Raw genomic sequence first — 25,019 nt, 5'->3', positions numbered from 1 at the left:
GATAATATTTGATTATTTTACCCCAGAGTTGAGTGTAGCGCCAGTGTTTGCCAGAGCGATGGGTTGAGTGCGGGCGATAAATCGTGGCAAGTAACCTCAAACCCAGCACCAAGATATTCGTGCCGTCCGCTTTATCGATAACGTTTATTCTTTAAAGCGTCTCCTCTTTTGAACGCAAAACTTTTAAGCTGTGCGGAAGCCAAAAAGATGCAAACGCAGAATGCTGTACACAGAAATCCACCCAATAAGGCTGTATGCCAGGGCAAATGACCTTTTCGCGTGAGTTGACTGTAAATCATCATTAATGGCGATCCTAATGCGCCAAATAGCCCAAGATAGTATCCCAAGTCACCTATACGCCAAAGCAATCCCAAGAACCAACTTTGCTTGCGTAGTTCTTCATATTCAGGATAGTCTAGTGACATTACAAATCCACTCCCTGTGCCTAATTAATTTAAACTATGAATCTACCCGCAAATTCTGCACATCCTCAACGCTAATCCCGGTAACTTGGGCGATTGCGCCATTATCTAGCTGTGAGAGTAATTGTTGGGCGATCGCTAGCGTTTCTTCTCGTTTTCTTTGTTCTCTTGCTGCCTGTATTCCTGCCTGTCTTGCTTCTTCAACAGCTTTAATAATTGCTCCCTGTTGGTCGTGAATAAACTGTTCCTTGCGTTCGTAAACTTCTACTTCTTCCCGACTTAACCGGGCTTGATTGGCAAGATCGAATGCTTTGTGGATTTCCGGTACGCTATCGATTGTTTCGGGAACTTCTGAGAGCATTCTGGCATATTTCATGAAATATATCCATTTATCTGTCAAAGTTTCTAGTTGACTTGCTTCTTTATGGAATTTAGGTAATTCTATAAACACTAAATTCATGGCATCTTCGGGATAGTTTAAATTGCTTTCAACTTCTTTATACACAAATCTCGAAATTAAGTTAGGGCTGTTGCGAAACATTTCAAAATCTGTAATGGTTAAAGCTATTAATGGCTTGAGCATTCGATAGCCTTCTCCTCTTTGCAATTGAAATGCGTAGGTTGTGGCTGCATTGTACAATACCCGATTGCCAGAATATTGAACGTTGAGAACTAGAATTTCAATAATGACTAAGGTACCATCGTCTAGTTTGGCTGTGACATCGAGGTAAGTATCTTTTAAATCTGCAAGTTGCCTCGGCAGATTTGGGTTGATTATTTCTAAGTCTTCGATGGTGGAATTTCCTTCATAAATTAAGGCGTTAAGAAAGCTAATTAGAATCTCTTTGCTTTCTGAGGAGCCAAAGATTTTTTTGAAGGCGTATTTGGTTTTTGGGTTGATAAATATCATGGCTTTAATTTTGTAGTAGTGATTCAATCAGTGAGGCGTAGTTTGTTGGAATATTTAGGAATCGCCCCGCAAATTTTGCACGTCCTCAACGGTAAGCCCTGTAACTTGGCTGATTTTGTCATTATCTAGCTGTGAAAGTAATTGTCGGGCGATCGCCAGCTTTTCTTCTCGCTTTCCTTGTTCTATGCCTTGTTCTATGCCTTGTTCTATGCCTTGTTTTATGCCTTGTTTTATGCCTTCGTTAAGCGACTTAATAATTGCTCCCTGTTGGTCATAAATAAACTGTTCTCTTTTGTCTAAATCTGCCACTTCCTCTCGGCTCAACTTGGCTTGATTCGCAATGTTAAAAGCTTCATGTATTTCTGGTATACTATCCATTGTTTCTGGGACTGATGTCAGACTTCTCGCATTTTTCATGAAATAAATCCATTTATCTGCTAAAGTTTCAAGTTCCTCCTCTCCTTTGATAAATTTCGGCAATTCTACAAATACTAAATCTAGCTCATTTTCGGGATATGTAAAGTTTTTATTGACTTCTTTTAACACAAATCTCGAAATAAATTCTGCATTCTCAGGAAACATCTCAAAGTCAGTAATTGTCAAAGCAATTACTGGCTTCAATAGTCGATAGCCTTGGGCTGCTTCCAATTGAAAAGCATAGGTTTTAGCTGCATTGTAAAAAACCCGCTTGCCAAAAGACTGGACGTTGAGCACTTGCATTTCAATGATTACTAAAGTGCCGTCGCTGAGTTTGGCTTTCACATCGAGATAACTATCTTTTAAGCCTTCTAGTTTGGGAGGCAGATTCGGGTTAATAATTTCTAAGTCTTCGATGGTGGAATTTCCTTCATAAATTAAGGCGTTGAGAAAGCTAATTAGAATCTCTTTGCTTTGTGAGGAACCGAAGATTTTTTTGAAGGCGTAATCGGTTTTCGGGTTGATAAATATCATAGTAGTCAGATTTAGTTTTAAGGTTATCGGTTTGGTGGCGAAGCAACAGGATTTGAGAGCGGTCAAACGGCAGATTTTGTTTCAGGTAATGGCTTGACATTTTCTGGCAAATGTGAGTTGCCGATCGCCAGCACGGGCTCATCGTCCCTGTGTTCGTCATCGATCGGCAGTTGGCAAGAAATCAATTCTGTGACGATCCGATCGCCCAAAACATCTTCCCAATCCTGCAACTGTTCCCTGGCTTTGATCGGCTCGTTGACAGCAACATCTACGCCCATTTGTTGGAGGTTGAGGCTGTGGGCTGTCGATCGACGATTCACAAACTCCACCAACCAAACACTCAATCCCACTGCGGCCATCAAAGGCAATACAATCCGATAATCGCGGGTTAATTCAAACATCAATAGAATGGCTGTCAGCGGTGCTCTAGCGCTACCTGCGAGGACGGCGGCCATGCCCACCATTGCGTAGGCGGCAGGGCCTGCGACTCGATCGCTCAATGCCGGGATCATTTCCAAAAAGATGCCATAAGCCGAACCCAACGAAGCTCCCAAAAACATCGCCGGGGCGAAGATACCACCCACTAAACCGCTACCGAGGCTGATAGCTGTCACCGCCAGTTTGACGAATAGCAGCAACAGCAGCAAAGACAAGGAAAATTTGACATCTTGGAGCATTGCTTGGACTGTTTCGTAGCCCACACCCAAAATTTGAGGCAATTGCAGGGCGACTAAACCGACGATCGCACCGCCGATGACGGGATGAAGCGGCCGGGGCAGTCGTCCCAGCCAAGCAAATCCTCGGGTTTTTCCTTGAAAACAGCGATCGGCCAATTGAATTGCTTCTGTATAAGCTAAGGACACACAGCTTGCCAAAAGTCCCAATCCCATGTAAAGAGGCAGTTCTAGAGGACTGCGGACATCGTAGATTGGCAAAGCAAAGGCCGGCTGAGCTCCCAAACAAATTTGAGCGATCAGCGCCGAAACTACGGCGGAGAGCAAGACAACGCTGACTGACGAAGTGGCGAAGGTGCTACCGAGTACGACTTCTAAGGCAAAAAAGACTCCGGCGATGGGAGAGTTAAACCCGGCGGATAAGCCTGCTGCTGCTCCCGCGCCGAGGAGCAAGCGCTGCCGTTCTGGGGAAAGCTGCAAGATTTGAGCTAGCAGCATTCCGAAGTTGGCGCCGATTTCCACGCTGGGGGCTTCCGGGCCGAGGGAGGCGCCGGTGCCCAGGGATACTGAGGCCGCCACCATTTTGGTGATGGGTTTGAGGGGGGAGAGTTCTTGTAGCCCACGGGTGGCGGCAATTAAGGATGACATATTGGGGCCAAAATCGCGAAACCGCCAGCGCATCAGCCCGATGATGACTCCGCCGAGGGTGGGAATGCACGCTAGAGTCCAAGATCCCGAAGAGGCGATCGCCCCCATAAAGTCTTCCAGCATCAGGCTGTGGATCAAGTGGATCAGGTAGTGAAATGTGACGACGCCTGCGCCAGTAACTCCCCCGATCACTAGGGAGAGGACGAGCAGGAGGGTTTCTGGGTTCGGATGCAGGCGGCTGAACAGCGGGCTGAGGCGGGAGGAATGCGGAGTTTCTGCGGTTGAGCCGGGCGGCAGCAGCTCCACAGGATGGGTGGCTTTCATTTAGCGGTTCATTCTTCTGTGAGAAGTTAGATAAATATTACATTTTATTTCTTATTTTCATTTTGAGTGATTTCAGAGGAATTGACAAGTTAATTAAGGCGTATTTTATGGCAGATTTTTGGGGCTGGCGGCTGGGATGGAATGACCGCTTCTGAGGGTGAGTGAATTTTAGCTGATAATTGTATGCTCAGTGACATTCAAAATTAGATAAACTGAGCGATAATCCTAATTAACTATATCTACAGTCTTATAGTTTCTGGCGATCGCATTAGAGGCTCTGCCATCTAGCAGTCTGTTTAACAGTTGACAGTTGACAGTTGACAGTTGACAGTTTGAGACCGATGTCTACCTAGAAGGAAGAGGATTGGAGTAATGAATGGTCTGATTTTAATTTCTCCCTAAAACGGAGAGGCTTTCAACCAATTCTTTCTGGTAAAATCACTGGAACTAAATGCTCTGATTTGAGATTTTAGGTCGAATAAAATATCTCAAATCGAAATTTTGTAGTGAGGACTGAAGTCCTCAGGGAATAGGACTAAAGTCCTCACTACAAACCTGTTTGATGGTGGCTGTTCGATCGCAAATATAGCAATTGCCACAGCGGTGAGGACATAAATAACCTCATGAATATAGCCGATACCCGTCAAGCATAAATGGTTTGATTCCCGTACTATGCAACTGTCAACTGTCCACTGCCAACTGTCCACTGGTATATCATATCGGTTGTTGCGCGGCCGGAATTCTGGGTTTGGGTTTGGCGATCGACATTAGCGGATCGCCGATGGTGGCCACCTTCCAGGGCGGGGATTCTAGCTGGCGGGCTGCGATTAAAAAAGGTGCCCCTCGTTTTAGGCGATCGACCATTATTTTAGGTGGAATAAATGCAGATAACAAAGGTTCGTTGACGCTGCCGACATAGGCGTAAGCACCATTTTGCAACCACCTGCCAGCAACGGTATTTGCATCATCTGGATCTGATGCTGACCAACTGTGAATCATGTGGATTGCTGCGGGAAATTTCAGTTTTGGTATATCCTCAACCAAGGCGTCGCCGTTACCGACTTGGAATGATTTGGGATAGCCTTTGGAATTCATTAATATTAAGTCAAATGTCCACGGTTTGGATGCTACTAAACTCCGCCACAATTGGAGAGTAGACTGGGGTTTTTGCACTAATTCGACATTCAAACCTATGCTTTTTAGTCCGCTAGCTACTGACTCCATTTCATATTTTCCCCAATTTCCTTCTTTTGGGTAACTGTCATACAGCATAGCTGTTTCGCTGTCGAGAAATATGGCGCACATGGCTTGATAGATCGATCGCACTTGGGAACCGTAAATCCAGCCAGCCGCGGCCCAGCGTTCACCGTTGGGATGTCGCCCCAAACCGTCGGTAACAGCCCATTGTTCGTCTTGCTTTTGGGGGGATTGATATTTTACTGCTAGTTGGCGTACAATCGTGATTGTGTCGATCGCATCTCCGAGTTGCGAGTAAAAATATCCGGTAGATTCGACAGCTTTGGTAACTGCTGTTTGCAGAGTTTTCCACTGGGCAGTATTAAGATTATCGTTGGGTTTTCCGAAGTTGCCTTCGACAAATACTAAGGGTTGGCCGCGGGCCGCTGCTAAGGCCACTGCTGCTAAACGTGCGGGGTCATTTTCAGATGTGATGACTACTCCTGGCGGTTCCCAGCCGAGTTCTCTCCATTTTGCTTTTAAGGTTTGAGTATCCGTGGCATTCCAGGCTGCTGCTGTTGCCTTCAGCATTAATTGTTGGAGTTTTTGACCTTTTGGGATCTCCTGTTTGATGCTGGGTAAACGGACAATTTCTTCGGGTTGGAAGCGCTGCAAAAACATCGGTGCATATTTTTGATCTTCGATGAGAATCGGCCAGTGTCCTTTGAAATTCCACTTTTGGATTGCGGCTAAGAATGTGGCTTCGTCGGGGACTAAAACAATGCGGTTGACTGTTGGGATGTTGTCCCGGATCAGGCCGACTCGCAGGCCTATTTGCACTGCCCAGGGTTCTTGTTTGGCTGATGGGGGGAGTTGGAAAGGTTTTTTGAGCAGGCGATCGCACCCAACAGCGATTGTTGCTATGATGGAAATAAGGGCGATCGCTAGCAATTGAAGTTTTAACTGTTTTTTCATGAGGGAAGGGAAGAGCAGCAAAAAACTCGTAGCTTGCGGGGCGGAACGCCATCGCCAACACTAGAATTTATAGGTATATTTTTATACTAATCCCGGATTTTCGAGGCATGACACAAAGAAAGATTGTAAGTGCGATCGGGATGGCGACTGTTTGGGCGATCGGCTTAGCAACTACAGGTTTAATAATTTTCGCAGCCAACGGTTCCTCAGTCAAGCATCAAGTCCGACAATTGCTTGTAACGAGAGAATGCCGCAGGTGCAATCTTTCCGGGGCTAATTTGAGTGCTGTTTTTCTGGAAGGCGTCAATTTAGAAAATGCTAACCTCAAAGATGCCAATTTGTGGAGTGTCCATTTGGTAAATGCTAACTTGAAACAGGCAAATTTGGCTGGTGTTTACCTGATAAGCAGCAATTTAGTAGGGGCAAATTTGGAGGTAAGTAATTTAGAAAAGGCGTTTTTAGAAGATGCTTATTTGGGAGAGAGTAACTTGAAAAAAGCTAACTTAACAGGTGCTTTTATGAAAGGTATTTTTCTGGTTAATGCTGACTTAGAGGGGGCGAATTTGGAGGGGGCAAATCTGTGGATGGCGAATCTGGAAGGTGCTAATTTGAAGGGTGCTAATTTGAGGAATGCTTTGCTGTTGGAGACAAATTTGACCGGGGCGAATTTGAAGGGGGCGGTGATGCCTGATGGTACGCGGCATGAATGAAAGTCAGTTGATAGTTGACAATTGACAATTGACAGTTGACAGTTGACTGCTTTCGGAGTCAACTGTCAACTGTCATCAGTTATTAGTATTAATCAGGGGAAAGAGCGATTCCCTACCCTTCGGGAACGCACGCGCGTTCGGGATAGCTTCGCTCGCGCGTACCTGCAACCTTCATTTCCCGTGATTTTGTTAGGAGATGAAGGTTGTAAGTGCGATCGCCTTAACTCGACTTTACTTAGGCGGGGAACCTTCTGCAAATCTTTGAATAGCTTTTGGTGCGAAAGCAGCAGCTAAAAAAGCAGTTGTAATGTCTTTGCCAGCAGAATTATTGGTAGTTATTGCGATCGCGCCAAACACAATCGCTGCAATCAGTGCAATAAAACTCATGGCTCGCATTGCCGAGTATTGTCCATTATTCTCCTGAAAAAATTCGGCCAATCCCTCTCCATGTTCAGAAGAATTTGGTTTAGTCTCAATCATAGAAGAATGTGCCATTTGATTGACCTCCTAAATGTTTAAAAATATCTACAGTCCCCAGTCCACAACTAACAGGCGTGGATCGTACTTGCGGAGCAATTTCACAAGTTTTCTCAAATCATCAATTGTAGTAGGACACACGCATCCTATACTGCCTGGCCAGGTACGACTTTGAATCCAGTTCCAATCCCCATGAAAGCCGAATTCATCTCGACAGCCAATACCTGTTGTTTCACAACTTTCTTTAGCCTCTCGCGATTTAACCAGATATACCCATACAGGCCCGAGTCCATCTCCATCTATGGGGTGTGAAGCATTGTAATTGTCTTTACCACCAGCCCAGTCGATATCCGAAATGTAGTAGTTATCTTGTGGGATAGGTGCCCCATTATTTGGTTGACTTTCAGGATCGTCCCACATTAAAAAGCTCTGAGCACCCGGTTCACCAGAAATAACATCTAATGAATCAACAACTACATTGCCTTGTGGATCTACGAAATCGAGTTTGCACCATTCAAGTCCTTCGTAGGCATCTCTTCGTGTACGTGTGAGACGGCAGTATACACCTCCATCTATTCCAGATGAATTGACAGATACGTCTTCACGCGCACGCTTGAGAGCATTCTCTATAGCCCGTCGCGTCTCTGGACCTACCTTACCATCAACTCGGCTAAGAGCTTCGCGGGTTTGAAAAAGCTTGACTGCGCTATCAGTAATGTCAGTAAATTCGTTAGGCTGAGAACCTAAACGAAGAAATTTGAGTCCTGCTAGAGCGCAATTAAGTATGTAACAGTCTTCTCCAATATGTCGTTTCTGAAGGGTACGAGTGAACGGTAATGGTATGGGAGCAGGTTTATAGGGAAAATCTCCCTTCGGCGGTTGAGCCAAATCTTTAGGCTTTATGACAAAGCCTATTGCTACATCTATATCTGAAAAACCATCGCGCCGAAATAAAGCTTCTTCGTCGTTTCGACGATCGACCAATCCTGGGAGCGATCTTCTTGTGCCATTATCTTCACCATGTACCCAACGATCGAATTCCCTTGCTGCTCCTTGATAATTGCCTTTGTTTAATTCTCGCAACAGAGTTGACTCGCCGAATGCGCCAATGCCGATGTTATAAGTGAAAGAAACCAAGGCATCAAACATACATGGTTTGAGTTTAACTTGGCACAAGCGCTCGACATCTTCTGCTTTTTCTGCAACCTCAATTTGCAACCACCGCTCTGCGGCTTCTCGGGTGATAATATCACCCTCTAAAATCGGTCGGCTGCGATCCAAATGCTCGATCGAGCCATAACCAATTGTCCAAATACCAACAGGGTCTCGGTATGCTTTAATCCGTCCATCAGGAAGCTTCTTATGGAGTCCTTCCCACTTTTTGATTAGTTCAAAGCATTCGTTAGAAGGTTTCATATTTCTCCTTTAGTGTCAAAATATTGAATGTGGTTTAAATTTCGACAGTCAGAGCAACTCTTGCTCTGACTTAATTCAAAGAATAAACCCCTTCAATCGCCCTGGCGGTGAGAAAAAGTGACAAGCTTTTGTAAACTTACGTAAATTCACTCGATCGATTTGAGATTTTACCTTATCCCAAATCCGAGTTCAATACCCCTCTTATTTCTCAGTCCGCGCAGGCGGACTTCGTTCGTATAGACGCGGTTTCAACCGCCGAGTATAAAAGGGACTACCTTGCGGTTAATTAAGTAAATTTGTTTTCTATCCTGAAAAAGAACCCCCACTCAGAATATTCGGTGAATATAGTAAATAGTTCAAAATAACAAACTATGACAGCACAAGAGGCGATCGCCCTAATCGACCATCTGTTACAATCCGCAAACAAACAGCAAAAACTCACTGACATTCAATCCCACGTCTTTCTGGAAACTTGGGAAGGACACTCTTATCAAGAGATAGCCGATCGCCTACTTTACGAACACGACTATATCAAACAAGTCGGTTCGCATTTGTGGCGAAATCTCTCTCAAATTATCGGCGAAAAAGTCTCAAAACAAAATCTGCAAGCAGTCTTGCGCCACTACCAGCAGAGCAGTGCGGGCATCCAAGATTGGGGAGAAGCGATCGATGTTTCCTATTTTTACAACCGCTTGCAGGAATTAGAAACATTAGAAACTTGGATTAGCGGCGATTCTACCCGTGCGATCGGTATTTTTGGAATTGGCGGTATCGGCAAAACTTCTCTGTCTGTCAAACTCGCCCAGCAAATTCAATCTAAATTTGAATTCGCGATCTGGCGGAGTTTGCAGCAAGCACCGACATTAGATGCTATCCTCAGCGATATTTTACCAATTTTAACTAATTCATCAGCCGAAACCAATCACTCTATTCATGCTCTCATGGAACAGTTGCGGCAAAAACGCTGTTTGTTAATTTTCGACAATCTGGAGTCGATTTTGCAAGCAGGAAATCGCAGCGGACAATATCAACAAGGTTATGAAGATTACCGACAGTTATTTGCCCGCATTGCTGACGAACCACACCAAAGTTGTCTGATTTTAACCGGACGAGAACAACCCGGCGGGTTTGCTGTGCGATCGGGTGAAAATTTGCCCGTGCGATCGCTCAAACTCTTCGGCCTTTCGCCACCTGTATGCCAGCAAATCCTCGCTGATAAAGGATTAAAGGTAACGCTATTGCAATGTCGAGATATTGTAAATTATTTTGGTGGCAATCCCCTCGCCCTGAAACTTGCTGCAACGACTATTCAAACACTTTTTGGTGGTGACATTCACGCATTTTTAGTGCAAGGAAATACTGTTTTTAGCGATTTGTGGGATTTGCTCGATCGCCAATTCGATCGCCTGTCTCCCCTGCAACAACAAATCATGTACTGGTTAGCCATTAACCAAGAAGCAGCGACTCCTGCGAAGCTAAAAGCTGAAATTTTGCCCGAAGTTTCGGGACGGCAACTGATGGAAGCATTGGAGGCGCTGGCCGAGCGATCGCTGATTTTCGATGAGCGATCGCTTAATTATACCGCATCCACCAGTTTAATGCTACAACCTGCGATCGCCGAGTATGTCAGAGAACGATTGCTCGAACGAAACTGTCGTTCGAGCAATATCGAACTTTTAATAAATGCCCGGAATTAGTTTTTTTACTCGCTGGCGGTATTCTGAATAGTCGGGATATTTATCGCTCAACCAAGTTTCTTCGCGTCTGGATTTGATGTCAAAAAATATTAGTAAAATTGCAGTCGCTATTAAATGAGATAAACTGAATTGAAAGATTGTCCAGCCGAGGGCTGCGAAGATGCCGCCGCTGTACAAGGGATGCCGCACTATTCCGTAAATGCCTGTTTGGACTAATTCTCCGTCTTCTCTGGGATAGGGTAAAGGTGTGAGGTTTTTCCCCAAATCTATCAGTCCTTTGATGATGAAAGTTAATCCGATAGAGCTGAGAATACTTGCTAAAAACCAGGTAAGATAAATTAATTGAGTTGATTGAATTTTGAATCCGGGTAGTTGATAAACTGGTAAGATTGTAAATGCTGCAAGTAATACTAATTGCAGAAAAACTAAATATTCGCCCCGGCTGTTGTTGCTCCAGCCTTGGCGCGTGAAACCCCAGTCAGTTAATAGTTTTTTCATAGGAAGAGGAAAGTTCGGCTAGGGATTGTGGAACTGACATTTTTGGGCGCATCTGGTAGATTGTTTGTAGTTGTGCGATCGCGTTTAAAGAGCGCTAAAGCGCAACTACGTACCTCGGATAAAGCGCTCAAGCGCAACTACATACCTCGGATAGAGCGCTCAAGCGCAACTACGTACCTCGGATAGAGCGCTCAAGCGCAACTACATACCTATTAGAGATTTATTCTCGCCAGGGACGTGTCATTAGTTCTAGTTGGTTGACTTCATCTTGGCTTAAAGTCCAGCCTAGGGCGCCTGCGTTTTCTTCGGCTTGTTTTGCGGTTTTGGCGCCGGGAATTGGGATAACTCCGTTTTGGGCTATTAACCAGTTTAGGGCAACTTGCGCGGGCGTGCGATCGCGCTTTCTCCCCATTTTTCGCAAGGTAGACATGACTAATTCGATTTTTTCAAGGCCCACTTTGCCGAATCGGGAGTCCATTTTGCGGGCTCCTGTAGGTGGTTCTTGGGCTGTGTATTTGTCGGTGAGCAATCCTTGGGCTAAGGGGCTGTAAGCTAAAATTGTTACTCCCAATTCCGAGGCTGCACGTACAATTCCTTGTTTTTCTACTTGCCGCGATAGCAATGAGTAACGGACTTGATTTGTTGCTAGGGGGACGCCTCTGGCTGCTAGTATTTTGTGAGCTTCGCGCATCTGTTCTTCGGAATAGTTGCTGACTCCTACTGCTTGAATTCTGCCTTGTTTTACTTCGTCTGCTAAGGCATTCATCAGAGTTTCTTGACTCAGTAAAAAACTAAAAGGCCAGTGTACTTGGTAGAGGGTTATTTGTTCTACTTGCAACCGTTTTAAGCTGGCACTCAAGGCTTCGGAAACTGATTTTCCGGTAATCCGCCAAGGTACGGGGCCGAATTTGGTGGCTATTTGCACGGGTTGGCTAGTTTTTTTGATAAACTGTCCCAGCAATTCTTCTGACAAGCCGTTACCGTAGACTTCGGCTGTGTCGAAAAAGTTGATTCCGGCATCTAGGGATGTGTTGAATGCTGCTTCTACTTCGGCGGCGCCGTAGTTGCTGCCGTAGTTCCAAAATAGTTTGTCGCCCCAAGCCCAAGTTCCGACGCACAGGGGAATGACGGCTGGGCCATTTTGTCCTAGGGTGATAGTTGTCACGGTTGGTAAATCCACAGTTATAGCAGTTGACAGTTGACAGTTGACAGTTGACAGTTACATAGTACGGGAATCAAACGGTTTATCGATCGCGGGATCGGGGATCGATTCATGAGGTTATTTATGTCCGCGCTTTCAGGTGGCGGTTGCTATATTGATTCTCTTTATTTTTATATGAATAATGTCATTTGAGCTTCTAGCTGTGGGTATAATGGCGGCCGATTGCAATATCTCAGTTACTATAAATTCAAATGTTGTCTTTATTTGAAAAGTTATGCCGATCGACCGTTTGCCAGATTCTACATTAACAGATTCCACGACTGCTGCCCAAAAGAGAATTGACCTCGCGACGATGTTCCGCCTGGGCTTGTTTCAGATGGGGCTGGGCATGATGTCGATTTTGACCCTGGGGGTACTCAATCGCGTGATGATTAAGGAGTTGGCGATTCCGGCTACTGTGGTGGCTGGTACCCTGGCGATGCACCAGTTTGTGGCGCCAGCGAGGGTATGGTTCGGGCAAATGTCGGATGCTAAGCCTTTGTTTGGCCATCACCGCACGGGTTACGTGTGGATGGGAGGGCTGTTGTTTGTGATTTCGGCTTTTTTGGCGGTGCAGGTGATGTGGCGCTTGGGCGCTAGTTTAGACGCTGTGGGGTGGACGACTCCGACTTACGGCTGGGTGGGTTTGCTGGGTTTGGTTTTTGCAGTTTACGGTATCGCGATTTGTTCGAGCTCGACTCCTTTTGCTGCTTTGTTGGTGGATGTTTCCGATGAGGAAGATCGATCGAAGTTGGTGGGTGTGGTGTGGTCGATGCTGATGGTTGGTATTATTATCGGGGCGATTGTCAGCAGCGGTTTGCTGAAGCAGATTGATGGGGATGTGCCGCGGGAAGTGTTGCAGGCTTCGATTAATGGTTTGTTTGTGAAGGTGCCGGCGGTGGTTTTGCTGTTGGTGGGGATTGCAACTTTTGGGGTTGAGAAGAAGTATTCGCGTTACGGGGCGCGATCGATCGCAGTTAATCGAGAAGATAAGATTACTTTAGGAAGTGCGCTGCGGATTTTGACTGCTAGCCGCCAAACTGGTTTGTTTTTTACTTTCCTGCTGGTGATGACAATTTGTTTGTTTATGCAGGATGCGGTTTTGGAACCCTACGGCGGGGAAATTTTTAAGATGCCGATTTCGGAAAGTACGCGGTTGAATGCTATTTACGGTACTGGTGTTCTCATCGGTTTGAGCGCAACTGGTTTTTTAATTGTGCCGCGGATTGGCAAGCAAAATACGATTAGATTGGGTTGTTTATCGGTGGCGGCTTGTTTTGGCTTGATTATTTTATCGGGATTTACTGGTAATCCCATTGTGTTTAAGTCGGCTTTGATGTGTTTCGGGTTAGCTTCGGGAATTACAACGACGGGGGCACTGAGTTTGATGTTGGATTTGACGGCTGCGGAAACTGCGGGGACTTTTATTGGCGCTTGGGGTTTGTCGCAAGCGATGGCGCGGGGTTTTGCTACGGTTAGCGGCGGTGCTATTTTGGATTTTGGCAGGACTTTGTTTGGAGTGCCGATGTTGGCTTACGGGTTGGTTTTTGCAGTGCCGGCTGTGGGTATGATTTTCGCTTTGTATCTGTTGAGTCTGGTGGATGTTGCAGAATTTCAGGATAATGCTAAAAGTGCGATCGCAACTATCCTTGAAAATGAATTAGACTGAGAATACCGGGCGGTTGAAACCGCGTCTATACAGACCAAACCCGCCTCCGCGGGTTGAAGAAAGTTCTCTTCAGTCCGCGGAGGCGGACTTCGTTTTTGTAGACGCGGTTTCAACCGCCGTCTTCGTTTTTATCAGCGCGGTTTCAACCGCCGTCTTCTCCTACAAACCAGTAACTAATGCAAGATTTTTGGAACTCTATTCTAACTTTTTCTCAGACAACTGTCAAAACAATCGGACAGCAGTTTTTGAAAGATTTCGGTTCTGCACAAGCGGATGAGAAATCTGATGGCAGTTTGGTTACGCAGTCTGACAATTGGGCGGATGCAGAGATTAGAAATGCGATCGCACTTGCGTTTCCCAGTCACGGGATTTTGAGCGAAGAAGGAGAGCACGTTTTACCCGATACTGAATGGTGTTGGGTTGTCGATCCTCTCGATGCTACCACTAATTTTGCTCGGGGCATTCCAATTTGGGGGATTTCTTTAGGTCTATTATATCGCGGAACTCCAGTTTTTGGCTGCGTGCATTTGCCACCCCTGAATCAAACTTTCCACGGTTTTTATGCAGAGAATTTGGCGGACGATCCTGTATTGACAAATATGCCTCAAGGTGCATTTTTAAACGATCGCCCGATTCGCCCGAGTGATGATAAACTGAGTGGAAATCATATTTTTAATTTGTGTTCGCGGAGTGTGGGAATTGGGCCTCATCTTCCGAGTAAAATTCGGATGTTGGGGATGGCTAGTTACAATTTTTTAATGGTGGCTTCCGGTGTGGCGATGGGAGGAGTTGAAGCGACTCCTAAAATTTGGGATATTGCTGGGAGTTGGGTAATTGTCAAGGCTGCGGGTGCGGTTTGGCTACCGCTGGAATCCCAAGCGATTTTTCCGCTGGAAGTGGGTAAGAATTATGCGAGGGTTTCTTTTCCAACTTTGGTGATGAGTCGCCAGGAATTAGTGTCGGTGTTTTTGCCGTTTGTTGAAGCTTGGAAGAAGAAAAAAATGGGCTAATCTTAAAGTCGCCTCGAACCCAATAGGTTCGATCGTTCGGACTTCAGTCCTTCTTTCTTGCGGACTTTAGTCAAATGGCACTGAAAAAGTGACAAAAAAAATCTGTAAGGCAAGATATACATAGATAATTGCCTTACAAACCAAAAGATCTCTTTCCCGGCAATGCCAAATCGTGCGTCCATTCTCTCTCCAACAATTTTTGCAGAGTGTTGCCTCACCTTGCCAGAAGCTGCTGCCAGATTCTGCCGTCCATTCGCTTCTAGCTTGGGAGAAGATCACCTACTACCAAAGCATCTACACACCAGTAGTCACCTTAACTTGTCACCAATGGGTCTTGCATAGGCGGTTGTGATTCGTTATGCTTTGCACGGTCTATGACCGTGCTTTTTCACCAGCCCCAAGAATGGTAAAATTGTCACAAGCCGAACAGAAAATTAGTCCCGAGCCCTTAATTGGTTACTCGATATCAATTTACTTCAAAATCCTCATAGGGAATCAACCTGAACTCTTGACGAAACATCTGCCTGGGCGGCCATACTTACCGCTTTGCTTCGCGCCTCTATAATTTGACCTATCTCGCGCCCCAAGCTTGGTTGGCGTTCAATCATTGTATTTACAGCATCTGAGTAGATGACAAGAACTTGCAAATCGTCAACGGCGGCGATTGATACCGGACTCGGTTCCCCACTAAATAGTGCCATTTCCCCAAAAAACTCACCACGCAAGATAGTCATTACCTCCAACTCCATGCCAAACTGGTTCCTGACTGTGACCTTAGCCTGACCCGCAATGATAATGTACAAAGCATTACCAGGCTCGCCTTGCCGGATGACTTTCTCTCCCGCACCAAACTTCTGTAAAATAGTTCCCTTACCTAAGTCATCCAAATTTTTGGGTTCTCTAGCTAAAGGCATAAATCCGGGAATTGAGTGCAGGCTTTGGGCTAACTTAGTTGAAGCGCTATCTGCCTTATCAGCAGGTTCCACAGGATACGAGTATCGGTAACGATATAACGTTAAGTTGTTTCGCTGCGCTGCGTACCAAATTCGCGTCATAAATCGATCGACTATCTGGTCTACATCCTCAAAGTTTTTGACAAAGAACTCCACCTCATACATAATTGCAGTCTCATCATAGGATTTGGTTTTAATATTTGGTTCCGGTTCCGCTAATACTCCTTGGGTAGCCAAGGCTGTACTTGTTAGTACCTGCTTCACGAGATTAGGCGGGCTATCGTAGGAAAAACCAATATTGAGGCGTTGGTTATAAATGCGTTCTGGTTGGCTGTAATTATGGATGATTCCTTTTCCAATGAACTGATGAGGAACGATTATCATCTGGCGCTGGAGAGTGAGCAGGCGAACCGATCGCCAATTGATATCAACTACCTCACCTTCGATATCTCCAATCCGCAACCAATCACCAACGCTAAAGGGACGTTCTAGAAGCAGCGCCATGCCAGACATGACGCTACCTAGTGTGTCCTGAAGCGCCAAACCGATCACAATTGAGCTAACGCCCAATCCAGTAGCAAGACCGGCCAAATCAGCACCCCACACTGCCGCTAGCACGATCGCACTTCCTACAAGCACCAAAAAAAACTTAGAAAGATCGATCAGCAATTTGGGCATCCGTGCCCGCCATGTATTAGCCTCAGCTTCTTCAAACAAAATCACATTAAGCAGCGAGAGAGATGCGTAGATGGCAGATATCCAGAACAGTGTTGCTACGAGCTTGGGAAAATTCCCATTAACGTCAAGCTTCAGGACATTCCTGATTAAAATCATCACCATTAAGACCGGCAGGACAAGGTTTTTTATAACCAGCAGGGTAGTCGCCAGTGGTCTAGCGTGCCTTTGTAGGTGATAAATAACCTCTCCTAGTAAAACGACGAGGAGTGGGAACCCTAATCCGACAATTACTGCCCACATCTCCCAGTCGTTTGAAGAGCTTAAATTATTCATGGACTTCCTCCGATCCAACATTTACTGGAAGCTTATAACTTGTGATTTGCCAAGCTACTAACTTTTCTTTTCCAGATTCTTGAATTTCACCAACCAACTCAAAATCGTAGAGATCGTGCAGGCGATCGTAGATATCTTGAGACACAAAGATTGCGCCGGGGGGACAAGCCGACTTCAATCTATTGGCAATATTTACGCTCTCACCCCAAACATCATAGAGCAATTTATTTTTGCCAATGACACCTGCAACCACATCTCCTGAATTGATACCGATTTCTACGTCTAGATCCAAGCCTTTTTCATAATTAAATCGGTGGACAAATGCCAGCATTTCCAAGGCAAAATCTACTGTGCGTTTGTCATGATCCAAACGTGGCACACTCAGCCCGCATACAGCCATATAACCATCACCAATAGTTTTAATCTTCTCCAAACCGTATTTTTCGGTCATTTCATCAAAGGCTGTTACCAGTTCATCAAGCAGAGCGATAACTTCGGGAGCTGACATGGTTTGAGAGAGCTTAGTAAATCGATGGAGGTCGGAAAACAAAACCGAGACATGAGAAATCTGATCGGCAATTGCTCGATCGCCCTGTTTGAGGCGTTTGGCTATTGCGGGACTAAATATATTTAAGACTAATGCTTCATTTTCGCGATTTTTCTGTTGAATTAGTTGAGTTTCGGCACGAAGGCGGCCTATCGTTTGGTTAAATGATTTAGCTAACTCTCCAAATTCATCTTCTGAACCAGATTTAACCACCGCGTCAACTTCTCCAGCCCCCACCAGGCGGGCACTAGCGATTAACTTCTTGATGGGTCTGACAAAGATTGCGGTCAGCCACATGGCAACAACCGTGATTATCGCGATGATTGCAGTAGCTGCCATCACAATTGTTTTTTGAAAGGAGTGAATTGACGCATAGGCTTCCGAAACATCCATCTCCGCCAATATCACCCACCTCAATCCATCAATATCTAGTGGAGAATAAGAACTCAAAACAGGAATATGACGATAATCGTCGATCACCTGCGTGCCCTGTTTCCCAAACAATGCTTCCTTCACTCCTGTTGTTTGCGCTTGCTGTAGGAGGATTGTAGTATTGAACTCTTTGATTTTCTTGATGGTCTTTTCATCAGTACCGATAGAGGCTAGAATTTTTGCATGACCTTCTGGGTCTTCTATCTGGAAACGAGATGCAGAGCGCATTAGATAATCCGACCCAACCAGATAAGTTTCTCCTGAATCGCCCAGACCACTTTGTTTCCAATTTTTGTTACCAGTCATCACATTGTTAATTTTGTCAACGGGAAACTGGAACGCCAAAATACCAATAAATTCCGAGCCGTTAAAGATTGGAGCAGCGATAAAAGCCGCAGGCGCACCGTAGGAAGGGCTGTAGGGCTTAAAATCTACTATTTTCACATACCCCTTTCCCTTTGCCTGTCGTGCAGCGGCGATCGCGTTTGCTAGGTTACTCTCTTTGTAGGGGCCATCGATCAAGCTTGTGGTAAAGTCGGCTTCTTTAAAAACCGTATAGACAACAGTTCCTTCGCGATCGATCAAAAACATATCGTAGTAACCATATTTTTCAACTATATTGCGAAAAATAGGGTGGTAGAGGGCGTGAGCGCGGCTGTAAGCGCTGGCGTCGCCTGGAGTATCAAGGAGAAGTTTCTTGCCAACGGGGTTCGGATTAGCAGCGATGTAGTGGTACTGTAGGTAACGAGCAGCGGGTGTTTTTGGCCTGTATGCTGCCAGAACAGGCGAACCATCGTTAGTTCGCGTTAGTTTGGTTAAAAATTCTTTCTGGTAGTAGGTATCAATTTTTGCGTCAAAATTCGCTGGAATTTTAGACTTTTCAAGTTCGCTGTAAGCCGTCTTAAATTCCTGTAGGGCTGCGACTACTGTCAAGTCTTCGCTGAGGGTTTGGGTGTGGTTTTTAAGGTTTTCAAAATAATCTTGGATTTGATAAGCTTTCACAGCCCTAAGGCTGGTTAATTGGTTAAAGACTTTTTCGGTCAGAATAGCTTTCCCACTGCTAGAGCATATAAACGTGCTCGCAAGCATAGCGCAAAGGCTGACTACCAGCAACATGACTATGAGTTTTGTTTTTATACTTAAATGATTCACTAATTGCATAGGATTTTTCCTGAGAGTCTGGGTATTATTTCTTTCATCTCTAAGAAGTTAAAGAGTAATCTTTCACCATTGGTAGCGATCGCTTTTCATTTATAGAACCCATTTGACATCTTTTGGCGATCGGCTCACAACAGTCGCTCTACTGCCCAACAGCACAAAAAGAGAAATCCTGGATAGCAGATTCTAAGCTGCTGTGCATCGGGAGCATCTCAGTTTTGCAATAAGCATTTTTTGAAGAGCGAACTCTACTGACGTACTACGAACCTTTTTTGAACTCCCGACAGCACTGTAAATGCAAAACTGAGATGCTCCCTGCGCATCTATATTGTAGAATATCAACATATCATAGGCAAGCGATCGCCAGATATATGCCAGCCATAAACCATCTGTCTCAAGAGCTAAAACAAAGACTAATTAAACTTTTGAAAAATGCACATTGGCATTATAGTAGTGAAAATTTTTTAATTATCTTAAGAGTAACTTAGGGCAATATTGCTATAAGATTAGTAAGTTTATGGAGACTTATACACGGCAAAAAAACACGATTAGCGGTGCTATTAGTCCCAAGATAATATGAGATTAATGATAATTAATTGCTCAATGGATAGCAAGGATTAGTGAGGTGTTTATCCAAATATTTTTAGTACCGGAACTCTGGGTGAGCGTGGTAGTAGTAATGGAGAATCTACCAGCACATAAAAAAGTCCCTCCTACTTTTGCTTCAACACCACTAAGGCAATATCATCAAAAAGTTTTCGCTCGCCAATATGTCGCATATTGAGTTACCTTGGTTAACCTATTCTCGGTCTTTACTTGTTGTTTTAACAGAGTTCGGTTTTTCAGATAAACCCCATCAGCCGTGGGTGAATTTTGGGGCTCGTGACTAGGGATAGATTTATCTCGAAAATAGTCGCTCTGCGTTGACAATTATAGAAAATATTGTATCAACCGATCGCATTACTTTGCAACAAAAACTAACAGGAATTACGCAGGGACGTTATATGTAGCGTGTCTGTGTTTGGACAATAGCGATCGATCGCGCAGCGGTCTAAAAGTTGTTCGGGAGAAAATGAGAACAGAGTTTAAAGCAAGCTCAAGTTAACAAAAGATCGCGCATCCGACTGGATTAATAGACTTCATATCAAAAACATTGTGCTAGAATCCATCAATACGTAGTCGTAGGTTGGGCACAGGCCGAGAAGAGCAATCTTCTTGCAGTCTAGGGGAGGTTGTAGGTCAGCCACCATTTGGGTCTTCCCAGTTGAAAGCCACCCTGCAACATGAGCCTGGAATCTGCAACCGCAGCCGAGTGCGGCTTTCGCGGTGGGAGTGTCGCGCTAGAATTAGCATTACGAGTTAACACTCGAACAAAAACGCTCGTTGTGCGAGCGTGACCTCAAAACGGGCACATAGCAGGTGGGAATAAACCATGTTTGAACGCTTCACAGAAAAAGCAATAAAAGTAATCATGTTGGCCCAGGAAGAAGCTCGCCGCCTGGGTCACAACTTCGTAGGGACAGAACAGATCCTCCTGGGTCTGATTGGAGAAGGAACCGGAGTTGCAGCCAAAGTCCTCAAATCAATGGGGGTCAACCTCAAAGATGCTCGGATTGAGGTCGAAAAAATCATCGGGCGCGGTTCGGGCTTCGTAGCAGTCGAAATTCCGTTCACCCCTCGCGCCAAGCGGGTTCTAGAACTGTCCCTCGAAGAAGCTCGCCAACTCGGACACAATTATATAGGTACAGAACACCTGCTGCTCGGCCTGATTCGTGAAGGTGAAGGAGTAGCGGCCAGAGTCCTGGAAAATCTGGGAGTAGATTTGTCGAAAGTCCGCACCCAAGTGATTCGGATGCTGGGAGAAACGGCAGAAGTCGCAGCCACCGGCGGCGGAGCTCGCACTAAAACCCCAACATTGGACGAATTTGGTGCCAACCTGACTCAAATGGCGGTTGATGGTAAGCTTGACCCCGTAGTCGGACGGCAAAAAGAAATCGAACGGGTAATTCAAATCCTCGGTCGCCGTACTAAAAATAACCCGGTACTTATTGGCGAACCTGGAGTCGGCAAAACTGCGATCGCCGAAGGTCTGGCCCAGCGCATCGCTAACAACGATATCCCAGATATCCTCGAAGATAAGCGCGTCGTTACCCTCGATATCGGCTTGCTCGTAGCTGGTACGAAATACCGGGGGGAATTTGAAGAACGCCTCAAAAAAATCATGGACGAAATCCGCACGGCGGGTAACGTGATTTTGGTGATTGACGAAGTGCACACTTTGATCGGTGCTGGTGCGGCTGAAGGGGCGATCGACGCAGCGAACATTCTCAAGCCAGCTTTGGCAAGAGGCGAACTCCAGTGTATCGGCGCTACAACCCTCGACGAGTACCGCAAGCACATCGAGCGCGATGCCGCCCTAGAACGCCGCTTCCAGCCCGTGATGGTCGGCGAGCCCACCGTTGACGAGACGATCGAGATTCTGTTCGGTTTGCGGGAACGCTACGAACAGCACCACAAGCTGAAAATTTTGGATACAGCCCTGGAAGCTGCCGCCAAACTGTCTCACCGCTATATTTCTGACCGCTTCCTCCCAGACAAAGCAATTGACTTGGTAGACGAAGCTGGTTCGAGAGTCCGCCTGATCAACTCCCAACTGCCGCCCGCAGCTAAGGAACTTGATAAAGAACTCCGCCAAGTCCTGAAAGATAAAGACGAAGCGGTGCGTTCTCAAGACTTTGACAAAGCAGGTGAATTGCGCGATCGAGAAATGACGATCAAAGCCGAAATTCGCGCGATTTCCCAAGCCAAAAAAACTGACTCGGCCCGCACCGGCGAAACCGACCCTTCGCCAGTAGTTACCGAAGAAGATATCGCTCAAATCGTCGCAAGCTGGACGGGCGTACCGGTCAACAAACTGACTGAATCTGAATCCGAAAAACTGCTGCACATGGAAGATACCTTGCACCAGCGCTTGATCGGTCAAGAAGAAGCAGTGAAAGCCGTTTCCCGTGCCATCCGCCGCGCTCGCGTTGGCTTGAAAAATCCCAATCGCCCGATCGCCAGTTTCATCTTCTCCGGGCCCACAGGCGTCGGCAAAACCGAACTGACGAAAGCCTTAGCCGGCTACTTCTTCGGTTCCGAAGACGCCATGATTCGGTTGGATATGTCCGAATACATGGAACGTCACACCGTCTCCAAACTTATCGGTTCTCCTCCTGGTTATGTCGGCTACAACGAAGGCGGACAACTGACAGAAGCAGTTCGTCGTCGTCCTTACACCGTCGTGTTGTTTGACGAAATCGAAAAAGCCCACCCCGATGTCTTCAATATGCTCTTGCAAATATTGGAAGACGGCCGCTTAACAGATGCCAAAGGTCGTACCGTGGACTTCAAAAACACGCTGCTGATCATGACCTCCAACATCGGTTCTAAGGTCATTGAAAAAGGTGGCGGCGGCCTCGGTTTCGAGTTCGGCGACAACCAAGCTGATGCTAATTACAACCGCATTCGCTCCTTGGTTAACGAAGAACTGAAGAACTACTTCCGCCCAGAATTCCTCAACCGACTTGACGAAATTATCGTCTTCCGTCAGTTGAACAGGGAAGAAGTCAAGGAAATTGCCGTTATCATGCTCAAAGAAGTGTTCGGCCGCTTGACAGAACAGGGAATCACTCTGGAAGTGACCGAAAAATTCAAGGAACGGCTAGTAGAAGAAGGCTATAACCCCAGCTACGGAGCCAGGCCCCTGCGCCGCGCGATCATGCGGTTGTTGGAAGACAGCTTGGCTGAGGAAATCCTTTCTGGCCGCATCAAAGATGGCGATATCGCTGTTGTAGATGTGGGCGACGATGGAATTGTCAAGGTGCTGCAAGGTCAAAAACGGGAATTGCTGCCCCAAGGCGCTGAGTAAGTGCGTTGAGTAAGTGCGATCGCGAGTAAAGTTTTAAGATCGCAAATTGCGCGATCGTAAATAACTCAAAATCAGCATATAAAAAAGGTAGAGAATCTTAATTCTCTGCCTTTTTTATGAATAAGAGTCAATAAAATTATAGGAGGAGTAAATGACATCTGAAGAAAAGAATTTTGGTACAGAAGTAGCAGAAAACCTACCTGATACTTCGACTTCGCTCAGCACAAGCCCGTGGTGGCAAAAAGCGTGGAAATCGCAGCGAGAAAATCTTCAGATTGTGATTATTGCTTTGGCTTTAGCAATAGTGATTCGAGCGTTGGTGGCAGAACCGCGCTTCATACCCTCAGATTCTATGGTACCAACTTTGCGCGTGGGCGATCGCGTCGTAGTCGAAAAAATATCCTACTACCTGGAACCTCCAAAAACTGGTGACATCGTAGTATTTGCGCCGCCGGAACAGTTGCAAGAACAAGGCTTTACCGCAGACCAAGCATTTATCAAGCGGGTAATTGGCTTACCAGGTCAAACAGTAGCTGTGAAAAAAGGTCTAGTTTACCTCAACGACAAACCCCTCGTTGAGAAATATATTGCCGAACCTCCTAAATACCAGTGGGGGCCTTATGTCGTCCCGGAAAATCAATACTTCGTGATGGGAGACAACCGCAACAACAGTAACGACTCTAGCAGGTGGGGATTTTTACCTAAAAAGAATATCATCGGCCGGGCTGTATTGAGGTTTTGGCCACTTGAGCGTATCGGACAAGTTTGAAGAAGTCAGTTGACAGTTGACAGTTGACAGTTGTCAGTTGTCAGTTGTCAGTTGTCAGTTGTCAGTTGTCAGTTGTTATTGCAAGCCCAATGCCATAAAGACCCCATGCCCCATCCCTCGACTTCGCAATTCCCAATTCCCAATTCCCGATGCCCATGCCTTATCCTGTACGGAAATTTCTACTGATTTTTGCGCCTTGAGCGGTAGAGAGTTCCTCCGGCAACTGATAAAATAGTACCAAAAGCAGCGGGATTTCCCGCCTAGATCAAAATCACTTCAATATTAAAAATTAGGAAAGCTATGGGATTTTTTGATTCAGAAATTGTTCAGCAAGAAGCCAAGCTGTTGTTTGAAGACTATCAATCTCTCGTCGCACTAGGCGGGAATTACGGCAAATTCGATCGCGAAGGCAAGAAGATGTTCATCGCTCAGATGGAATCAATGATGGATCGCTACCGTATTTTTATGAAGCGCTTCGAGCTGTCTGAAGACTTCATGGCTCAGATGACTGTAGAGCAGTTAAAAACACAGCTAAATCAATTTGGCATCACGCCCCAGCAGATGTTTGAGCAAATGAACTCAACGCTGGAGCGGATGAAATCTGAACTGGAAAAGCAATCATAAGTTGACAATTGACAACTATCAACTGTCAACTGTCAACTGATAATTAACTAGCAGCCGGGAAGTCCCTCGGTGTATTTAGAGGGGATGAATCTCAATTGCTACGCTCCGTACCCCGACTAAATTACCGTAGGGATGAAAGGCTCGTCGGTCGGAGGAACACCAGCCCGACAATTAGACTCAGTTACCGCAAATCAATCTTTGGGAGAGTCTTGATTCTCAATATACTTCCTAAGTATGGAGACGGTAACACCTCGGCAAGAAGCAATAAAATACGAACTGCTCCACAAAACATCTTTACGATAAAACTCATTCACCCTTTCAGGGAATTCACTCTATACTGTGGGAAGGTCGAAAAAAAGGAAGTTTTCATGCAACTGACGTACAAATACCGCCTCAAACCTACGAAAGCCCAACTAGCAACAATTTCGACTCATCTAGAGCTTTGTCGCCGGCAGTACAACTACCGATTGAGTGAAAGATTCAGATGGTGGGAGTCCACAAGAACGCCTGTCAATGCCTGCCCTTTAATTGCTTCCATAGTGCCTGTTGAGGAAATTTACCAAAATATTCCTCTGACTAGAGTGCAAACTAGAGATGGCAGAAAGAAAGATGAATCAGGCAATCCTTTGACCAGGAAAGGTGATGTTTTCTCGAATATTGAAGGCGGATACGTGCAGTGGCAAACCATCCAGTTAGCCGATCTAAAAAATACTAAAAAGCTATTTCCTGATTACAAAACTTTGAATTCTCAAGTTTTGCAGGCTCTCCAGAACTTATGGTGATAATTTTATCTAATGCAAGAAACAAGCTAATACGCGATTTCTAAAATTATCAAAATTAGAAAAGCCATACCCTTG

General features: G+C 45.6%; 19 protein-coding genes and 1 pseudogene. 8 read left to right on the top strand and 12 right to left on the bottom strand.

From position 1 onward, the window contains the following. Positions 1 to 459 precede the first annotated feature (459 nt). The 5 genes from JGK16_RS21475 to JGK16_RS21455 all read right to left on the bottom strand — a co-directional run bounded on the left by JGK16_RS21475 (position 460) and on the right by JGK16_RS21455 (position 6,080). A complete protein-coding gene (locus JGK16_RS21475; RefSeq protein WP_293192425.1) occupies positions 460 to 1,332 on the bottom strand; it encodes an Rpn family recombination-promoting nuclease/putative transposase in 873 nt (290 codons plus the stop codon). Between the two features lie 54 nt (positions 1,333 to 1,386). Next, on the bottom strand, positions 1,387 to 2,283 hold the full coding sequence (locus JGK16_RS21470; protein ID WP_293192427.1) for an Rpn family recombination-promoting nuclease/putative transposase: 897 nt from the start codon (positions 2,281 to 2,283) through the stop codon (positions 1,387 to 1,389). 62 nt (positions 2,284 to 2,345) lie between these two features. Continuing rightward, positions 2,346 to 3,929, bottom strand: coding sequence for a chloride channel protein (locus tag JGK16_RS21465; protein ID WP_293176070.1), 1,584 nt, complete (start codon positions 3,927 to 3,929; stop codon positions 2,346 to 2,348). A 488-nt stretch (positions 3,930 to 4,417) separates the two neighbouring features. After that, positions 4,418 to 4,636: a hypothetical protein gene (locus tag JGK16_RS21460; protein WP_293203394.1), complete on the bottom strand. Its 219-nt coding sequence runs from the start codon at positions 4,634 to 4,636 to the stop codon at positions 4,418 to 4,420. 7 nt (positions 4,637 to 4,643) lie between these two features. Further along, positions 4,644 to 6,080: a hypothetical protein gene (locus tag JGK16_RS21455; protein WP_293192429.1), complete on the bottom strand. Its 1,437-nt coding sequence runs from the start codon at positions 6,078 to 6,080 to the stop codon at positions 4,644 to 4,646. Positions 6,081 to 6,187: 107 nt separating this feature from the next. On the opposite strand from JGK16_RS21455, the gene JGK16_RS21450 reads away from it, so the two are divergent. After that, entirely contained in the window at positions 6,188 to 6,790 is a 603-nt protein-coding gene (locus JGK16_RS21450) for a pentapeptide repeat-containing protein (protein ID WP_293192431.1), read from the top strand. 231 nt (positions 6,791 to 7,021) lie between these two features. Here the strand turns inward: JGK16_RS21450 and JGK16_RS21445 are convergent, their stop codons facing one another. Further along, positions 7,022 to 7,285 (bottom strand): hypothetical protein, encoded by a 264-nt coding sequence (locus JGK16_RS21445; protein WP_293192433.1) that lies wholly within the window; start codon positions 7,283 to 7,285, stop codon positions 7,022 to 7,024. Positions 7,286 to 7,315: 30 nt separating this feature from the next. After that, positions 7,316 to 8,683, bottom strand: a complete 1,368-nt coding sequence (locus JGK16_RS21440; RefSeq protein ID WP_293176078.1) for a glycoside hydrolase family protein — start codon at positions 8,681 to 8,683, stop codon at positions 7,316 to 7,318. Positions 8,684 to 9,054: 371 nt separating this feature from the next. Between JGK16_RS21440 and JGK16_RS21435 the strand changes: the two genes are divergently transcribed. Beyond that, positions 9,055 to 10,380 carry an NB-ARC domain-containing protein gene (locus JGK16_RS21435; protein WP_293176080.1) on the top strand — a complete coding sequence of 442 codons (1,326 nt, stop codon included), beginning with the start codon at positions 9,055 to 9,057 and terminating at the stop codon, positions 10,378 to 10,380. Here JGK16_RS21435 and JGK16_RS21430 read toward each other — a convergent pair. Together JGK16_RS21430 and JGK16_RS21425 are read right to left on the bottom strand one after the other, a co-directional pair. Beyond that, a complete protein-coding gene (locus JGK16_RS21430; RefSeq protein WP_293176081.1) occupies positions 10,360 to 10,878 on the bottom strand; it encodes an isoprenylcysteine carboxylmethyltransferase family protein in 519 nt (172 codons plus the stop codon). The genes JGK16_RS21435 and JGK16_RS21430 overlap by 21 nt on opposite strands. Positions 10,879 to 11,098: 220 nt before the next feature. Then, a complete protein-coding gene (locus JGK16_RS21425) occupies positions 11,099 to 12,043 on the bottom strand; it encodes an aldo/keto reductase (RefSeq protein WP_293176328.1) in 945 nt (314 codons plus the stop codon). Between the two features lie 271 nt (positions 12,044 to 12,314). On the opposite strand from JGK16_RS21425, the gene JGK16_RS21420 reads away from it, so the two are divergent. Together JGK16_RS21420 and JGK16_RS21415 are read left to right on the top strand one after the other, a co-directional pair. Then, positions 12,315 to 13,748 (top strand): BCD family MFS transporter, encoded by a 1,434-nt coding sequence (locus JGK16_RS21420; RefSeq protein ID WP_293176083.1) that lies wholly within the window; start codon positions 12,315 to 12,317, stop codon positions 13,746 to 13,748. 176 nt (positions 13,749 to 13,924) lie between these two features. Next, the gene (locus JGK16_RS21415; protein ID WP_293176085.1) at positions 13,925 to 14,758 is read left to right on the top strand and encodes an inositol monophosphatase family protein; all 834 of its coding nucleotides are present in this window, start codon (positions 13,925 to 13,927) and stop codon (positions 14,756 to 14,758) included. 485 nt (positions 14,759 to 15,243) lie between these two features. Here JGK16_RS21415 and JGK16_RS21410 read toward each other — a convergent pair whose 3' ends face one another. Continuing rightward, positions 15,244 to 16,545 carry a mechanosensitive ion channel family protein gene (locus tag JGK16_RS21410; protein WP_293176087.1) on the bottom strand — a complete coding sequence of 434 codons (1,302 nt, stop codon included), beginning with the start codon at positions 16,543 to 16,545 and terminating at the stop codon, positions 15,244 to 15,246. A 169-nt stretch (positions 16,546 to 16,714) separates the two neighbouring features. After that, entirely contained in the window at positions 16,715 to 18,862 is a 2,148-nt protein-coding gene (locus JGK16_RS21405; protein WP_293176089.1) for an adenylate/guanylate cyclase domain-containing protein, read from the bottom strand. A 1,429-nt stretch (positions 18,863 to 20,291) separates the two neighbouring features. Between JGK16_RS21405 and JGK16_RS21400 the strand changes: the two genes are divergently transcribed. The 3 genes from JGK16_RS21400 (at position 20,292) to JGK16_RS21390 (ending at position 24,162) form a co-directional block, all read left to right on the top strand. Then, the gene (locus JGK16_RS21400) at positions 20,292 to 22,769 is read left to right on the top strand and encodes an ATP-dependent Clp protease ATP-binding subunit (RefSeq protein ID WP_293176091.1); all 2,478 of its coding nucleotides are present in this window, start codon (positions 20,292 to 20,294) and stop codon (positions 22,767 to 22,769) included. Positions 22,770 to 22,920: 151 nt separating this feature from the next. Beyond that, positions 22,921 to 23,538 (top strand): signal peptidase I, encoded by a 618-nt coding sequence (gene lepB / locus JGK16_RS21395; protein ID WP_293176094.1) that lies wholly within the window; start codon positions 22,921 to 22,923, stop codon positions 23,536 to 23,538. Between the two features lie 300 nt (positions 23,539 to 23,838). Then, a complete protein-coding gene (locus JGK16_RS21390; protein ID WP_293176096.1) occupies positions 23,839 to 24,162 on the top strand; it encodes a DUF1825 family protein in 324 nt (107 codons plus the stop codon). Positions 24,163 to 24,353: 191 nt separating this feature from the next. Here the strand turns inward: JGK16_RS21390 and JGK16_RS21385 are convergent. Continuing rightward, positions 24,354 to 24,479, bottom strand: a pseudogene (locus JGK16_RS21385) (transposase); the annotation flags it as partial. Positions 24,480 to 24,530: 51 nt separating this feature from the next. On the opposite strand from JGK16_RS21385, the gene JGK16_RS21380 reads away from it, so the two are divergent. After that, positions 24,531 to 24,944: a helix-turn-helix domain-containing protein gene (locus JGK16_RS21380; protein WP_293192435.1), complete on the top strand. Its 414-nt coding sequence runs from the start codon at positions 24,531 to 24,533 to the stop codon at positions 24,942 to 24,944. Positions 24,945 to 25,019 lie beyond the last annotated feature (75 nt).

The sequence above is a fragment of the Microcoleus sp. PH2017_09_SFU_O_A genome, from assembly GCF_020738625.1.
GTDB lineage: Bacteria > Cyanobacteriota > Cyanobacteriia > Cyanobacteriales > Microcoleaceae > Microcoleus.
The sequence above is the reverse complement of the archived record's forward strand: the minus strand, read 5'-3'. Positions and strand labels throughout refer to the sequence as shown.

Coding starts and splice junctions, on each gene's coding strand:
- JGK16_RS21475 (WP_293192425.1), bottom strand. CDS start 1,332: ATGATATTTATCAACCCAAAAACCAAATACGCCTTCAAAAAAATCTTT.
- JGK16_RS21470 (WP_293192427.1), bottom strand. CDS start 2,283: ATGATATTTATCAACCCGAAAACCGATTACGCCTTCAAAAAAATCTTC.
- JGK16_RS21465 (WP_293176070.1), bottom strand. CDS start 3,929: ATGAAAGCCACCCATCCTGTGGAGCTGCTGCCGCCCGGCTCAACCGCA.
- JGK16_RS21455 (WP_293192429.1), bottom strand. CDS start 6,080: ATGAAAAAACAGTTAAAACTTCAATTGCTAGCGATCGCCCTTATTTCC.
- JGK16_RS21450 (WP_293192431.1), top strand. CDS start 6,188: ATGACACAAAGAAAGATTGTAAGTGCGATCGGGATGGCGACTGTTTGG.
- JGK16_RS21445 (WP_293192433.1), bottom strand. CDS start 7,285: ATGGCACATTCTTCTATGATTGAGACTAAACCAAATTCTTCTGAACAT.
- JGK16_RS21440 (WP_293176078.1), bottom strand. CDS start 8,683: ATGAAACCTTCTAACGAATGCTTTGAACTAATCAAAAAGTGGGAAGGA.
- JGK16_RS21435 (WP_293176080.1), top strand. CDS start 9,055: ATGACAGCACAAGAGGCGATCGCCCTAATCGACCATCTGTTACAATCC.
- JGK16_RS21430 (WP_293176081.1), bottom strand. CDS start 10,878: ATGAAAAAACTATTAACTGACTGGGGTTTCACGCGCCAAGGCTGGAGC.
- JGK16_RS21420 (WP_293176083.1), top strand. CDS start 12,315: ATGCCGATCGACCGTTTGCCAGATTCTACATTAACAGATTCCACGACT.
- JGK16_RS21415 (WP_293176085.1), top strand. CDS start 13,925: ATGCAAGATTTTTGGAACTCTATTCTAACTTTTTCTCAGACAACTGTC.
- JGK16_RS21410 (WP_293176087.1), bottom strand. CDS start 16,545: ATGATTTTAATCAGGAATGTCCTGAAGCTTGACGTTAATGGGAATTTT.
- JGK16_RS21405 (WP_293176089.1), bottom strand. CDS start 18,862: ATGCAATTAGTGAATCATTTAAGTATAAAAACAAAACTCATAGTCATG.
- JGK16_RS21400 (WP_293176091.1), top strand. CDS start 20,292: ATGTTTGAACGCTTCACAGAAAAAGCAATAAAAGTAATCATGTTGGCC.
- lepB (WP_293176094.1), top strand. CDS start 22,921: ATGACATCTGAAGAAAAGAATTTTGGTACAGAAGTAGCAGAAAACCTA.
- JGK16_RS21390 (WP_293176096.1), top strand. CDS start 23,839: ATGGGATTTTTTGATTCAGAAATTGTTCAGCAAGAAGCCAAGCTGTTG.
- JGK16_RS21380 (WP_293192435.1), top strand. CDS start 24,531: ATGCAACTGACGTACAAATACCGCCTCAAACCTACGAAAGCCCAACTA.